We start from the raw sequence: 12,270 nt of genomic DNA on the forward strand, positions 1-12,270 counted from the left end.
CCACCAGGGCGCGCAGCGTGTCGATGGGCGGCGGTGTGCCCGTGAGCCGCAGCAGGACGCCGAAATAGAGGCTCGCCGAGGAACCGGTCGCCTCCTGCATCGCCAGAAACACCCGCGTCAGCGAGTCGACCCGCAACGACGCGGAATCGACGTCAGCGGTCGTCCTGAGTCTGAGGTTAAAGGGACGCGGGGTTGGGCGCTCGGCAATTCAGCGCTCTTGGTCGGGGATGACCACGGCCTTGGGGCGGTCGCGGTGGGCGGATTCCGCGACGGCGGTGTCGATCTCGCCCAGTGGGTAGGTGGCGATGAGTTTGTCGAAGGGGAAGCGCCCTTGGCGGTGCAGGGCGATGAGGGTCGGGATGAAGTCCGCCGGACGGCTGTCCCCTTCGACGATGCCGCGGATCTGGCGGCTGAACAGCAGGGCGCTCATGTCCAGGCTGACCTCCGTGCCGACTGCGGCCGCGCCCAGGTGACCGCAGATTCCGCCGTAGTCCAAGCAGTCGACGGCGTGGCGGAGGATCGCGGGCGCCGCCGTGGTCTCCAGGCTGTGGTCCGCTCCGCCGCCGGTGATGTCCTGGATGTCGGCGACGACGTGGTCGGTGACCGGCAGGGTGTGGGTGGCCCCGAGTTCGGCGGCGAAGCGGAGCTTGGCCGGGTCGCGGCCCACCACGATGATGGTCGTGCAGCCGCTGAGCGCCGCGGCCAGCACGGCCGCGCAGGCGACCGACCCGGTGCCGAAGACCGCGATGCTGCTGCCCGCCGGGCAGCGCAGGGAGTTGAGCACGCTGCCTGCGCCGGTTTGGATTCCGCAGGCCAGCGGCCCCAGCAGGGACAGCGGCAGGTCGGTGGGCACCTGGATGGCGTTGGCGCTGGTTGCGATGGCGTGCGTGGCGAATGAGGACTGGCCGAAGAACCGGCCGCGCACCGGGGTGGTCCCTCGGCGCAGCGGGGTCGACCCGTCGGGTCGGACGCCGGAGAAGTTGCGGGCCATGAACCGCGCGCACAGCGCCGGGCGGCCCTGCGCGCAGCGGCGGCAGGCGCCGCAGTGGTCGAAGGTGAGCACGACGTGGTCGCCCGGCCGCAGGTGCTCGACGCCAGCGCCGACGTCCTCGACCACCCCGGCCCCCTCGTGGCCGAGGACGGCGGGCAGCGGCACCGGCAGCCCCTGGTCGCGCGCCACCAGGTCGGTGTGGCAGACCCCGACGCCCGCCAGCCGCACCAGGATCTCGCCGGGGCGGGGGGCTTCCAGGTCGAGTTCGCCAAGCGTGAACGGCGCGCCGGTGCGCTCGGTGACGGCGGCTTCGACTTTCATCGTGCATCGGCCTTCCTGGAGCAGGCGAGGGCGGCGAGGGCGTCCCTGGCGGTGAGGTACTGCCCGGACAGCGGGTCCGCCGCGCCGGTGAGCAGCAGGGCCAGCGTGGTCACGGCGGTGCGCAGCGGTGTGAGCCCGCCGCTGTCGGCTTGGTCGCGCAGCCACGCGGCGATCGCCCGCGCCGCCGGGCCGTGGCGCTCGGCGAACCGGTGCGGGTCCTCGGCCATCCCGACGTCGAGGAGCCCAGGGTGGTAGGCGAACACCGACACCGCGTGCCTGCGCAGTTCGACGGCCAGGTTCTCGGTGAGGGTGATGACTGCGGCCTTGGAGACCGAGTACGCGCTGGCCAGGGGCCAGCGGGTGCGTCCGGCGCTGCTGACGACGTTGACGATCCGACCGGCGCGGTGGGCGGTCATGTGCGGCAGCACGGCCCGGCAGCCGCGCAGCACCCCGCGCAGGTTGACCTCCATCGCGTGCCACCACGACCGCTCGTCGAGCGTCCACGTCGGACCGAGCGGGCCGAACACCGCCGCGTTGTTCACCAGCGCGTCCACCCGGCCGAAGCGGCGCAGGGCCGCCGCCGCGACCCGGTCCATCGCGGCGGGGTCGGTGAGGTCGCCGGGAACGGCCAGGACCCGGTCGGCAGGCACGCCGAGGCCCGCGGCGGCCCGGTCGAGCGCGTCGGGGTCGCGCCCGGTGAGGACCACCCGCGCGCCCGCCTGGGCCAGCGCCCGGCTGACCGCCCTGCCGAAGCCGCCCGCCGCCCCGGTGACGACCACCGTGCTGCCGGTCAGCCCCGCGAGCCGCGGATCGGCCGAACCAGCCTGGTCAGCCGAATCACCCTCGCCTGCCGGGTCAGCCGGATCGGCTCGGCCAGCCGGGGCGACGGGGCTGAGCGGGTCGCCGGGTGGCCCGCTCATGGCCGGGTCACCCCGCTCGGCGGGGTGGCGGCCTCGGCCGCGGTGGCGGGCTCGCCCGTTTCTGGCAGGCCGAGGTCCGCCGCCATCTCGGTGAGGGCTTGGCGCCAGCGGTCGGGGATCGTGTCGGCGTGCGGGAGCGCGCGGTCGACCTGGAAGCAGACCGAGGCGGCGTCCGCGTACTGGAACAGGGCCACCGTCATCGGGAACCCGTCCGGACAGCAGATCAGCGGGTCGACCTGGCGCACCGGGTCCCGCCCCAGCCGCAGCGGCTGCCGCAGCGCGAAGATCGAGCCGACGACGCTCTGCCGGTCCGGCGCCGCGCCGAGGGTGGTCACCAGGTCCAGGGCCGGTCGGGGCAGCGCGTCCAGGACGCGCCGCAGGGCCACCCGGTTCCCCGGCGCCTTGAGGGGCGCGGTAGCCGTCACCGTGCGTGCGAGACGGCGCAGCGGGGTGGTCGACAACCCGCCCGGGACCGTGACCCGGCCGAGGAAAAACCGGTTTCCCGGCAGGTCGCGTTCCTCCGCGGCGCGCAGGTTCAGCGGCACCATGATCGGCAGTGGCACGCCGTCCGCGGGCGGCCAGTGCGCGCCTGCCCACTGGGCCACCGCGTGGCCCAGTGCGGCGAGGTGCACGTCGTTCACGCTGGCTCCGAACGCGGCGCCGATCGCCCGCAGCAGGTCGGCGGGCACTGTTTTCCAGCGCACGGCGCGCTCGCCGGACAGCGGGTGCCTCGGCCATCCCCAGACGCCGTGCCCGCGCGTGCTCTGCCACACCTGGTCGAGGGCGGCGGCGAACTCGACCGCGGCCACCGGCTGCGGCGCGGTGAGCGCTGGTGTCACGGCAGAGGACTCCACCAGCGGCTCCGGGCCGAACAGGCCCTCCAAGACCGCCACGATGGCGCCCGCGTCCTGCACGTCGTGCTGGGTGAGGTAGAACAGCGCGTAGCCGCCGGGGGCGTGGCCGCGCAGCAGCCACAGCCGCCAGGGCGGCGCGTCCGGGGGCAGCTCGGTGAACCGCAGGTGGTGCACGGCGGCTTCAAGGCACCCGGCGCCTTCCGGGAGCGGGTGGTCGACGACGTGCACGCCCGGGTCGGATCGCCCGGTGGCCCACCGGACCGCGCCGGGCGGCCCGGTGAGGAAGTGCGCCAGGCCGGGGATCCTGGGCAGCCGGTCGGCGACGTGGGCGCGCAACGCCGCGATGTCCGGCGCGGCGCCGGACAGGTGCAGCACGGCCCCCACGTTCGCCGAGGCGCCCGAATGCGAAGGGGCGACGGCCGCTTGATGGAACATCAGGTCGAGCGGGCCGGGAGGACGGGTGCTCGCCGAGGTCATGGTTCCTCCCCAGATGCCGCGTCGTCGGTATTGCTTGCCGCCGCGGCGGCAAGCAGGTCGATCACCATGGCGCGCACCGCCTCCCGCCGGAGCTTCCCGTTGCCGGTGGTGGGCAGCGCGTCGACCACCAGGACCCGGCACGGGCGCTTGAACGCGGGCAGCCCCGCGTGGCAGAACTCGCGCAGGTCGTCGGGGTCCAGGCTCGCGTCCGCGGCGGCCACCACGCAGGCCACCGGTTTGTCCAGGCCGTCCGCGTCCGGTGCCGCCACCACCGCCGCCTGGCCGACCCCGGGGTGCCGCAGCAGGTGGGCCTCGACCTCGGCGGGCGAGACCCACAGGCCGCCGCTTTTGATCACCTCGGTGGTCCGGCCGAGATAGGTGTAGTGGTCGTCAGCGCCGCGGGTGACCAGGTCGCCGGTGTTCACCCACGCGCCGTGGAAGACGCGCCAGCCTTCCGCCACCCGCCCCCAGTAGCCGGTAGCCGCGGACGGGGCGCGCACGTGCAGCGTCCCGGGCCGCCCGACCGGAGCCGGGGAGCCGTCCTCGGCGACCACCCGCAGCCGGTAGCCGGGCACGGCGGCTCCGGTGCTGCCCGGCCGGGTCCGCCCCGGCCGGTTGGACAGGAAGATGTGCAAAGTCTCCGTGCTGCCCAGCCCGTCGACCAAGTCGACGCCGAACCGGTCGCGCACCCTGCGGTGCAACTCCGCGGGCAGCGTCTCCCCCGCCGACACGGCCAGGCGCACCGAGGCGAACACGTCGGCCGCGATGTCCGGCTCGCGCAGCAGCGCGGCGTAGGAGGTGGGGACTCCGAAGAACACCGTGGGCCGGTCGGCGACCAGGCGGCGGGCCACCACGGCCGCAGTCGGCCGGGCGGGTTCGAGCACGGCCGCCGCGCCCGCGGCCAACGGCAGGAAGCAGGAGTTCCCCAGGCCGTAGGCGAAAGACAGCTTGGCCACGGAGAAGCAGCGGTCCGTCTCGCCGAGCCCGAGCACCTGCCGCCCATAGGACTCGGCCACGAACCGGATGCTGCCGTGCCGGTGCATCGCGGCCTTGGGCGTGCCCGTGGTGCCCGAGGTGTACAACCACAGCGCCGGTGAGTCCTCTGTGGTCCGGTCCGGGGCGGCGTCGTCCGGCCCGCTCGGCGATTCGGCCTGCCGCAGGAACTCGCGCCAAAGAAACCACGTCAACCGGTCCGGTGGGCGGAACTCTGGTTCACCGGTGAACACCACCGCGCGCAAATCCGGGAGGTCCTGGGCCAGGGCCTGGCGCGTCTGCTCGCCCTGGGTGTCGCCGACGACGAGGACGCGGGCCCGGCAGTCGTGCAGCACGGCGGCCAGTTCGCCCGCGGTGTAGAAGGCGGGTGCCGGGACGGCGATGGCGCCGCAGCGCAGCACCGACAGCAGGGCCACGAGCAGGTCAGCGGAGTCAGCGGCGTAGAGCACCACGCGCTCCTCCGGCCGCAGACCCGCGGCGCGCCACTGGCTCGCGGCCGATTCCACCCGGCGGTGCAGGGTGCGGTAGTCCAGGCGCCCCCCGGCTTCCACGACGGCGGTGCGCTCGCCGAGCCCGGCCTCGATTCGGCGGTCCAGCAGGTATGCCGAGGCGTTCATCGACTGGCTCATGGCGACCTCCGGCTCGTCAGGGAATGCTTGCGGGTGAAGGACTTCGCGGTCAGGCGGGTGTCCACGGGCGCTCCCATCGGTCGGCGTAGGCGACCTCGCGCACCGGGTCCCTCCGGTTCACGGTGAGCGGCTGGGCGGGCCAGCCGAGTGGGACCACGGCGGCGGGGACGACCTCGGCCGGTATGCCGAGCAGTGTCCGCAACTCGTCGGCGACCCCGTTGCCCGCGCTCAGACAAGCCGCTTCGGGAAGCTCGTCCACCGCCTGCAGGGTGGTCAGGGCGCCGCCGAGCCCGATGGCCCGCGCGGCCACCAGGAGGTTCTGCACGGCGGGGTAGATGGACGCCCCGCCGTAGAAGTTGGCCGGGTTGGCCGGAATCGGGAGGAAACAGGCCACGACCACCACGGGGACCGCGTCGAGGGACCGGGCCAGAAGCTCGCTTTCGCGCACTTGGGCCCGCCGCCGGTCGTCGGCAGGGAACAGCTCGGGGCGCGCGGCGTCGAGGGCCGCCAACTTCCGCAGCGAGCGGCGGTACCAGACGGTCAGCTCGGCCAGGACGCCTGCGTCGCGCACCACCACGAATCGCCACGGCTGCCGGTTCTTCGCCGACCCGGCCCGGGTCGCGTGCTCCAGCACGAACTCGATGCTGCGCTGGTCGACGTCGGCGGCCAGGAAGCGGCGGACCGAGCGCAGGCTGCGCAGGCAGTGGGACACGGCGCTGACGGCAGGCGCGGGAAGCGCTTCGCCGCCGGGTTCGGCGCTGGGCTCTTGGCGGCTCACGGCGCCTCCAGCGGCACCACATGGGCGGCGATGCCGCGCAGCTTCTCGCAGGTCTCCTCGTACTCGCGCGCGGGCGTCGAGTCGGCGACGATCCCCGCTCCCGCACGCACCCAGGCCCGGCCCTGCTCGTGAAAGACCGTTCGCAGCACCAGGATCGCGTCCATCGTGCCGGTGTGGTCGGCGACCAGGACCGCTCCCCCGTAGAGGCCGCGCGGGCTGTCCTCCAGCTCCGCGATGCGCGACAAGGCGTCGACCTTGTCGACGCCGGTGACCGTCACCGCGGGGAAGACCGCGTCCAGCGCCTGCCACGCGGTGCGGCCGGGGTCGAGCCTGCCGACCACCGACGAGCCCAGGTGCTGCACCGTGCCGCGTTCCCGGACCGAGAGGAAATCGTGGACCGCGACCGAATGCGGCGCGCAGACGGCGACGAGCTCGTCGCGGGCGGCGCGAACCGTGATCGCGTGCTCGTAGATCTCCTTGGGGTCGGCGAGCAGGGTGGCCCGCAGCTGCCGGTCGCGCTCGTCCCCCAGGCCGTGCGCGCGGGTCCCGGCGAGGGGTTCGGCGCAGACCCGGCCCCCCGCGGTGATCTCAAGCAGCCGCTCCGGGGAGAACCCGACCGCGTGCCGGTCCCCGAGCCGAACCAGGAAGGAATGCGCCAGCGGGTTCGCCGCTCGGCCCTGGATGTAGGTGCCCACCAGATCGGGGGTGAACTTGACCGGGACGCTGCGGGAGAGCACCACCTTGTGCGCTGCGCCCGCGCGGATCTCGGCGACGCAGCGGCGCACCATCTCCTCGAACGCGCCGCGACCGCGGTCGACCTCGACCGGGCGCGGGGTGTAGACCCGGCACGGGTGGGGACCGCTCAGAAAGTCGACGACCTCGACAAGCGTGGCGTGCTCGGCACTGCGCACCACGAGCCGGTCGGCGTGGATGACCACTTCGGTGTGCGGGACGACGACATGGACCAGCACCCCGGTGGGCGGCGGGCCGCCCAGCTCGGCGCGGCCGTGGGAGTAGTCGAACCCGATCCAGCCGTAGGCGGTCCAGTCCCGCACCGGGGAGTTCGCCAGAGCCTCGCGCACGGCGTCCAGCGCCGCCCTCGGCCTCGGTCGGCGCTGGACGCCGTCGCCGGTCCAGCAGCGGATCTCGTCGTGGTCAACGGTCACCCGCACCACCGCGCCGAGGCCCACCCGGCACTCGCCGTCGCGTTCGACAAGCACAGCGGAGTCGAACAGGCCGCTCTCGGTCAGGTGGGCCGCCAGAATTCCCGGGGTGAACCGGCCTTCCAGGCAGGCGGAGACGAAGTTTCGAGATGACGGTGCGGATTCCATGCGTTTGTCCGTCCTGATTCCACCGTTGTCCGTCAGCTGTTCCGACACCGCCGATCGGGCGGCGGCGTCGGTGGGGCGCCCTTGCGAGCGCGGGGCGGGCAAGGGCGCCCTGCGCCGAGCGTCAGGAGGTGACAATGTAAATCGGCTCGAAGACGGCGCGAACCCTGGTGACCTGCACGGTGACGCAGTCCTCCAGCGGGTTGGTCGCCTGGGCGATGGCGACCGAGTTCGCCTCACCGGTGAACGTGGCGGTCAACTCCCGGGTGGAGATGGCGAAATCACCCCGGACCACCTGCGGCGGGCTCGTGTTCAGCTGCAGTATGAAGTGCCCGGTGCCCTGGCCCCACGAGCACGATGCGACGCCCGTGGCCTGGTAGGTGAGAACGGCGTCGACCCCGCTGAACGCCGTCCGGCCGACAATGCCCGAGCAGCCCGACGCCGTGCCCCGGCCGCTGGCCGCAATGGGGGCGGTCGTCACTCCCATTCCCGGGTTGAAGTCGAGAACCGCGCTTCCCGTAGCGCAGGTCACATTCGCGGGCGCGGCGGCGGCGGCCTGCGCGCTCGGCCCGGGAACCGCGAGCAAGCCGAGTGCCGCCAGTGCGACCGCCGACACACCGAAACGCAATTTCCTCATGAGTTGTCCTTTTCCTGGGTTCATCGTCGACGCGCCGGGGACGACGCGACGGAGCTGATCACCACATGTCGACCCGCGTGGACCGAAGATCGACGCGGAAGCCGGATACCTTCTTCATGACAGCAGGCAGAGCACCGTTTCACAACGGGCCGATGTTGAAAGCGTTCACGCTCGAAGCAGCGTCTCGTCGTTCGCGGAGGCGAGGGGACGCACTGACAGTCACATCCTCAGAGAACAGGCCGGCGGCCATAAGTGAGGAAATGTCACTCCATTGCCGGTCGCGGCTCGATGATTGGCCATGCGAGTATCGGTGGGCGAACATCGACAATTGGAGTCATGACCGCCAGACGCATGAATCTTCACCACCATTACGCCCGCCCGTTTGTCTCGGGAGAGTCATGACGTCGCAAACCCGGAAACGCAATGACGCGCTGCGCGCGCTGCTCACCGAAGCGCAGTGGACAAGCCACAACTTCGCCGCCGCGGTCAACCGCGTCGCCGCGGAGGCAGGCCTCACATTCCGCTACGACCGCACAGCGGTGTCGCACTGGCTGTCCGGAAGCAGGCCGCACCCACCGGTCCCCACGCTCTTGGCCGAGGCGCTGTCGCGCCGCCTGGGCAGGCTCATCGCCGTGACCGAGACCGGGATGGCCGACACGCCGGTGGTGGGCGCGGCCCTGGTGGACGAGGCCACAAGCGCCGACGGCCTACGCCAACTCGTGCTGGCCGACCTGGACCCGGTGCGCAGGACGCTGCTGCGCGAACAGCCGTTCCGGCCCGACTGGGCGGTCGCCCCCGACTGGCCGCAGGCCCCGACGGCCCGCGCGGCCGACCCCGGCCCGAGCGAGCGCGGGGTCCTGGCCGCCATCGGCGCGATGACCTCCGCGTTCACCGCCGCCTACCAGGCCTTCGGCGGCGGCCACGGCCGTCTCGCGCTCGCCGCCTACCTGGCGACCGACATCACGCCCCGGCTGCACCTGAGCGGAACCGAGCCCGCCCTGCTCGGCGCGACGGCCCGGCTCACCCACCTGCTCGGATACATGTCCGCCGACAACCTGTACCACCATCTGGCCCAGCGCTACTACCGCCTCGCGCTGCACCTGGCAGGCGAAGCGGGCGACCCGGTGGGCCAGGCGGCCGTCCTGGGCAGCATGAGCGCACAAGCACGGTTCCTGGGCCACCACCGGCAGATGATCCGGCTGGCGGACACCGCGCTGTCCCGCGCGGGCTCGGCCGCGCCACCCGGCGCCCGCGCCGCGCTGCTCGGGCAGGCCGCCGTCGCGCACGCGCGGCTCGCCGACCGCGGCGAAGCCCTCGCCCGGCTGGCCGAGGCAGAAAAGCACCTCGGCGGGGCCCGCGCGGTCGACGCCTGCGCCAAGGCCGACCTGGCCGACCACACCGGCCAGGTGCTGGCGCTGCTCGGCGACCACCGCGGCGCCGCCCGCGCGTGGCGGGACTCGCTGCGGGACCGGCCCGAGACCCAGCGCCGGTCCCGGGTCCTGACCACCCACCGGCTCGCCGAACTGCACCTTCGGCACGGCGACCTGGAACGGGCGTGCGACACCTGGCAGGGATTCCTGGACGCGTACTCCTATGTCCGGTCCGCCCACGTGGACTTCGCTTTCCACAGATTTCGGCGGCAACTGCGGTCGCACGCGGACAACGCCTTCGCCCGGCACGTGCTGCAGCGGGCGGACCGGCTGAGCGAATGATCGAAATCCGGCCCGCCCGGGGGACTGTTCCAAGATCGGCTCTGGCGCACTTTGGGTGGTGGTGTTATCCGAGGAGGATGCGGTGGCGCAGGAGAGCATGGCCTGCTCGTCCGTACATTTGCCGTTTGAGTAGCTTGGTTTTGTTGTTGACGCCTTCGGTGCGCCCGTTGTGGTGGTTGAGGGTGATGGCGGCGGTGACGGCGTCGATGTCCTGGTTGATGCCTCGGGCGAAGGAGTGCACGTGAGGCAGATCGGCCTCGCGTGCGGCGGTGATCCATTCCACCAATCGGGCTGGGTTTTCCTCGTGGGGAGCGAGTAAGGCTGCGAAGGAGCGCGCAACGCCTGTCAGCGTTGTCATCTGGGGGCAGGCCGCGGCCAAGCCTTCGAGTCGTTCGTGTTGACGTTCGGTGAGATTCTCCGGTCGGGTCAGCAGCAGCCTGGCGGCTCGGCGTGGCGACAGGTGCGGGTGGTCGTCGAGATGGCGTCCCTGGTTGAGGTAGCGCACGAGGAGGTTGTGGCTGCCGTTGTAGCCTATGGCGCGGATCTCGGCTAGTAGCGCGGTGGCGCCCACGCCTGGGTCTTGTTCGCGGCGGGCGCGGAGGTGGTCCCGGTAGGGGTCGATCATGCAAGCCCGCTATTCGGGGACCCGCTGGATGCGCTGCGGTGTGGCGGCGCGGGCGTGTCGCTTGACCGTGTTGAGCGCTAGGCCGAGGCGGCGTGAGCAGTCCAGGAGCCCGACCCCGGCCTCGAGCAGGGCATGGATCTTCTGCCACCGCTGGAGGGTGGTCTCGGCGAGCTTGCCCTCGCGCAGTCCCGTGGCCGTGGCCCAGCAGGCACTGTGGGCGGCGACGCCCGCCCGCGGCGCGTGCAGGTTCGCTGGCGGGCCTTCGAACTCACGTGCGTGCCTTGTCGGCGCCCCGGGCTCCGGCTCGGCTCCCACCGCGACGACGGACTCGAACTTCTCGGCCGCCATGGGCAACGCCCGCGGCCCGGCCGCGGAGGAGTCGATGGTGGTGGGCATCCGTCCCTCCCCGCTTCCGAGGCCTCACCGCCATCGTCGCACAGCGTGCGGGGGTGTTACGCCACACGGACTGCTCGGCGTCCCGGTGGCCTACCAGCCATTCGCCGCCAAACAGTCAGCGATCTGCTGGACGAGCTTCATCACCGGTCCCAGCGACCAGAGGTAGCAGTGCCACTGGCCCCACGGCTCGTCCCGGCACTCCTGCACGACCGGCACGCCCGCGACGACCAGCCGGTCGATCTCCGCCCGGACGTCCTCGACCACCAGGGCCATCACCGAGCCGGAGACGGCCGGGAGACCCGGCGGGTTCGCAGGGTGGCCCACCGCGACGAGGTCGGCCGTGAAACCTGGCAACGACGGGTGCCCCAGGTCCACGTACCACCCCAGGTCCACGACGACGGTGCAGCTGAGGTGCTCACGGAAGAAGCCCCGCGCTGGTCGGGTCGGCGGTGGCGGGGCCGAAGGACCGAGCCGCGGTGACGGCGCTGATGCACGACCTGTTCGCCCGAATCACCCGGGAGCGCAATAGCTACCTGGCCCTGCTGGAGCTCCGCCTCGACGCCGCCCGCCACCCCGACCAAGCTCGCGTTCACGCCCTCGCCGACCTGGGAGCCAACATCGTCTTCCACGTAGACAGCGGCTTCCCGGCGACGTGGACACCGTGCGGCTGCTGCACGGCGATGCGGCCGTTCAGCACTGCCGCAGCTACCAGAACATGGCGCTTCGGTGCAGGCGCGCCGTAGAGACGCTTCGTGCATGCGCGGACTGGTACACGGGAGCGGTCGGCTGACGATCAACCGCCATGTGGTCTGCCGACCGCCGTCAGCCAGGAACTCACCGGCCTCGCAGCAAGTGGTGACATGCGCACCGTCACGGTGATCGACCTTTGGGTCAGTGGATGATGGTGTTGTGGGAATCAGCGAGAAGAGCCGCAAACTGCTGTGGGGCCGCTCGGGCAACAGATGCGCGCTGTGCAGGCGGGTGCTGGTCGCCGACCGCACGGACACTGATGCCGAAGCGGTGGTCGGAGACGAGGCGCACATCGCAGCGAGATCACCGGGTGGCCCTCGTCATGGCGAGTGCGATTCCGACCAGGTCGACGACTACACCAACCTAGTGCTGCTGTGCCGAGTCGACCACAAGAAGGTCGACGACCAGCCCAACCACTACACCACAGAGGTGCTGCGCAAGACCAAGAACGACCACGAACAATGGGTCAACGACAACCTGGACAAAAAAGCAACACAGGTTCACACAACTCTCAAAAACTCAGGAATAGTCGACCTGTCGCCATCGGAAACCGGCGATGCGGCCTGGAACGTCATCGACGGCGCCTGGGAATTTCTTTTCCAAGATCTCGATGAGACGTCGAAAACAATGACGACCTCGACTGCTCAGCGGAGTTCCTCACCAACGCCAGAGACTGGGGCGAAATCTCCGAGGACGTCCACGCCAATGGCATGACCAGCGTCCGTCAATCCAAACGTGCCCTCTCCGCCAACCTCACCCAACTACGCGAACGAGGCCTCACCGTCCTCGGAGGCCGCTACCACGCCGCCATCACCGGCGGGGCAACCCCAGATCTCCACATCACCGGCACCGTACTCAT

13 protein-coding genes are annotated in these 12,270 nt (G+C 71.8%); 3 read left to right on the plus strand and 10 right to left on the minus strand.

The window, feature by feature from the left end; translation table 11 throughout:
- Window positions 1-208 precede the first annotated feature (208 nt).
- The 7 genes from BLS56_RS23640 to BLS56_RS23670 all read right to left on the minus strand — a co-directional run bounded on the left by BLS56_RS23640 (window position 209) and on the right by BLS56_RS23670 (window position 7,928).
- The gene (locus BLS56_RS23640) at window positions 209-1,312 is read right to left on the minus strand and encodes an NAD(P)-dependent alcohol dehydrogenase (RefSeq protein WP_091454970.1); all 1,104 of its coding nucleotides are present in this window, start codon (window positions 1,310-1,312) and stop codon (window positions 209-211) included.
- Window positions 1,309-2,232, minus strand: coding sequence for an SDR family oxidoreductase (locus BLS56_RS23645; protein ID WP_091454973.1), 924 nt, complete (start codon window positions 2,230-2,232; stop codon window positions 1,309-1,311). The genes BLS56_RS23640 and BLS56_RS23645 overlap by 4 nt, the downstream gene beginning before the upstream one ends.
- Entirely contained in the window at window positions 2,229-3,563 is a 1,335-nt protein-coding gene (locus tag BLS56_RS23650) for a hypothetical protein (RefSeq protein WP_091454975.1), read from the minus strand. The genes BLS56_RS23645 and BLS56_RS23650 overlap by 4 nt, the downstream gene beginning before the upstream one ends.
- Entirely contained in the window at window positions 3,560-5,185 is a 1,626-nt protein-coding gene (locus BLS56_RS23655; protein WP_091454977.1) for a benzoate-CoA ligase family protein, read from the minus strand. Before BLS56_RS23655 ends, BLS56_RS23650 begins: the two co-directional genes overlap by 4 nt.
- A gap of 49 nt (window positions 5,186-5,234) precedes the next feature.
- On the minus strand, window positions 5,235-5,963 hold the full coding sequence (locus BLS56_RS23660) for a nitroreductase family protein (protein ID WP_175483004.1): 729 nt from the start codon (window positions 5,961-5,963) through the stop codon (window positions 5,235-5,237).
- Window positions 5,960-7,294, minus strand: a complete 1,335-nt coding sequence (locus BLS56_RS23665; RefSeq protein ID WP_139190941.1) for a salicylate synthase — start codon at window positions 7,292-7,294, stop codon at window positions 5,960-5,962. The genes BLS56_RS23660 and BLS56_RS23665 overlap by 4 nt, the downstream gene beginning before the upstream one ends.
- Before the next feature lie 121 nt (window positions 7,295-7,415).
- On the minus strand, window positions 7,416-7,928 hold the full coding sequence (locus BLS56_RS23670; RefSeq protein WP_139190942.1) for a hypothetical protein: 513 nt from the start codon (window positions 7,926-7,928) through the stop codon (window positions 7,416-7,418).
- Window positions 7,929-8,326: 398 nt separating this feature from the next.
- Between BLS56_RS23670 and BLS56_RS23675 the strand changes: the two genes are divergently transcribed.
- Window positions 8,327-9,640, plus strand: coding sequence for a hypothetical protein (locus BLS56_RS23675; RefSeq protein WP_091454986.1), 1,314 nt, complete (start codon window positions 8,327-8,329; stop codon window positions 9,638-9,640).
- 64 nt (window positions 9,641-9,704) lie between these two features.
- Here BLS56_RS23675 and BLS56_RS23680 read toward each other — a convergent pair whose 3' ends face one another.
- From BLS56_RS23680 to BLS56_RS23690, 3 genes are all read right to left on the minus strand, one after another.
- Window positions 9,705-10,265 (minus strand): transposase, encoded by a 561-nt coding sequence (locus BLS56_RS23680; protein ID WP_091454989.1) that lies wholly within the window; start codon window positions 10,263-10,265, stop codon window positions 9,705-9,707.
- A gap of 9 nt (window positions 10,266-10,274) precedes the next feature.
- Window positions 10,275-10,661 carry a hypothetical protein gene (locus BLS56_RS23685; RefSeq protein ID WP_091454991.1) on the minus strand — a complete coding sequence of 129 codons (387 nt, stop codon included), beginning with the start codon at window positions 10,659-10,661 and terminating at the stop codon, window positions 10,275-10,277.
- 90 nt (window positions 10,662-10,751) lie between these two features.
- Window positions 10,752-11,054 carry a VOC family protein gene (locus tag BLS56_RS23690; protein ID WP_091454993.1) on the minus strand — a complete coding sequence of 101 codons (303 nt, stop codon included), beginning with the start codon at window positions 11,052-11,054 and terminating at the stop codon, window positions 10,752-10,754.
- Window positions 11,055-11,137: 83 nt separating this feature from the next.
- On the opposite strand from BLS56_RS23690, the gene BLS56_RS23695 reads away from it, so the two are divergent.
- Together BLS56_RS23695 and BLS56_RS30890 are read left to right on the plus strand one after the other, a co-directional pair.
- A complete protein-coding gene (locus BLS56_RS23695; protein ID WP_091454995.1) occupies window positions 11,138-11,404 on the plus strand; it encodes a hypothetical protein in 267 nt (88 codons plus the stop codon).
- Between the two features lie 166 nt (window positions 11,405-11,570).
- Entirely contained in the window at window positions 11,571-12,125 is a 555-nt protein-coding gene (locus tag BLS56_RS30890) for an HNH endonuclease (protein WP_139190943.1), read from the plus strand.
- Window positions 12,126-12,270 lie beyond the last annotated feature (145 nt).

It is taken from the genome of Actinokineospora iranica, assembly GCF_900101685.1.
In the GTDB taxonomy this organism is placed as follows: domain Bacteria; phylum Actinomycetota; class Actinomycetes; order Mycobacteriales; family Pseudonocardiaceae; genus Actinokineospora; species Actinokineospora iranica.

Bases quoted from the DNA above. Each gene is read 5' to 3' on its own strand.
- BLS56_RS23655 (WP_091454977.1), bottom strand. From the start codon at position 5,185: ATGAGCCAGTCGATGAACGCCTCGGCATACCTGCTGGACCGCCGAATC.
- BLS56_RS23665 (WP_139190941.1), bottom strand. From the start codon at position 7,294: ATGGAATCCGCACCGTCATCTCGAAACTTCGTCTCCGCCTGCCTGGAA.
- BLS56_RS23675 (WP_091454986.1), top strand. From the start codon at position 8,327: ATGACGTCGCAAACCCGGAAACGCAATGACGCGCTGCGCGCGCTGCTC.
- BLS56_RS23680 (WP_091454989.1), bottom strand. From the start codon at position 10,265: ATGATCGACCCCTACCGGGACCACCTCCGCGCCCGCCGCGAACAAGAC.
- BLS56_RS23640 (WP_091454970.1), bottom strand. From the start codon at position 1,312: ATGAAAGTCGAAGCCGCCGTCACCGAGCGCACCGGCGCGCCGTTCACG.
- BLS56_RS23645 (WP_091454973.1), bottom strand. From the start codon at position 2,232: ATGAGCGGGCCACCCGGCGACCCGCTCAGCCCCGTCGCCCCGGCTGGC.
- BLS56_RS23685 (WP_091454991.1), bottom strand. From the start codon at position 10,661: ATGCCCACCACCATCGACTCCTCCGCGGCCGGGCCGCGGGCGTTGCCC.
- BLS56_RS23650 (WP_091454975.1), bottom strand. From the start codon at position 3,563: ATGACCTCGGCGAGCACCCGTCCTCCCGGCCCGCTCGACCTGATGTTC.
- BLS56_RS23670 (WP_139190942.1), bottom strand. From the start codon at position 7,928: ATGAGGAAATTGCGTTTCGGTGTGTCGGCGGTCGCACTGGCGGCACTC.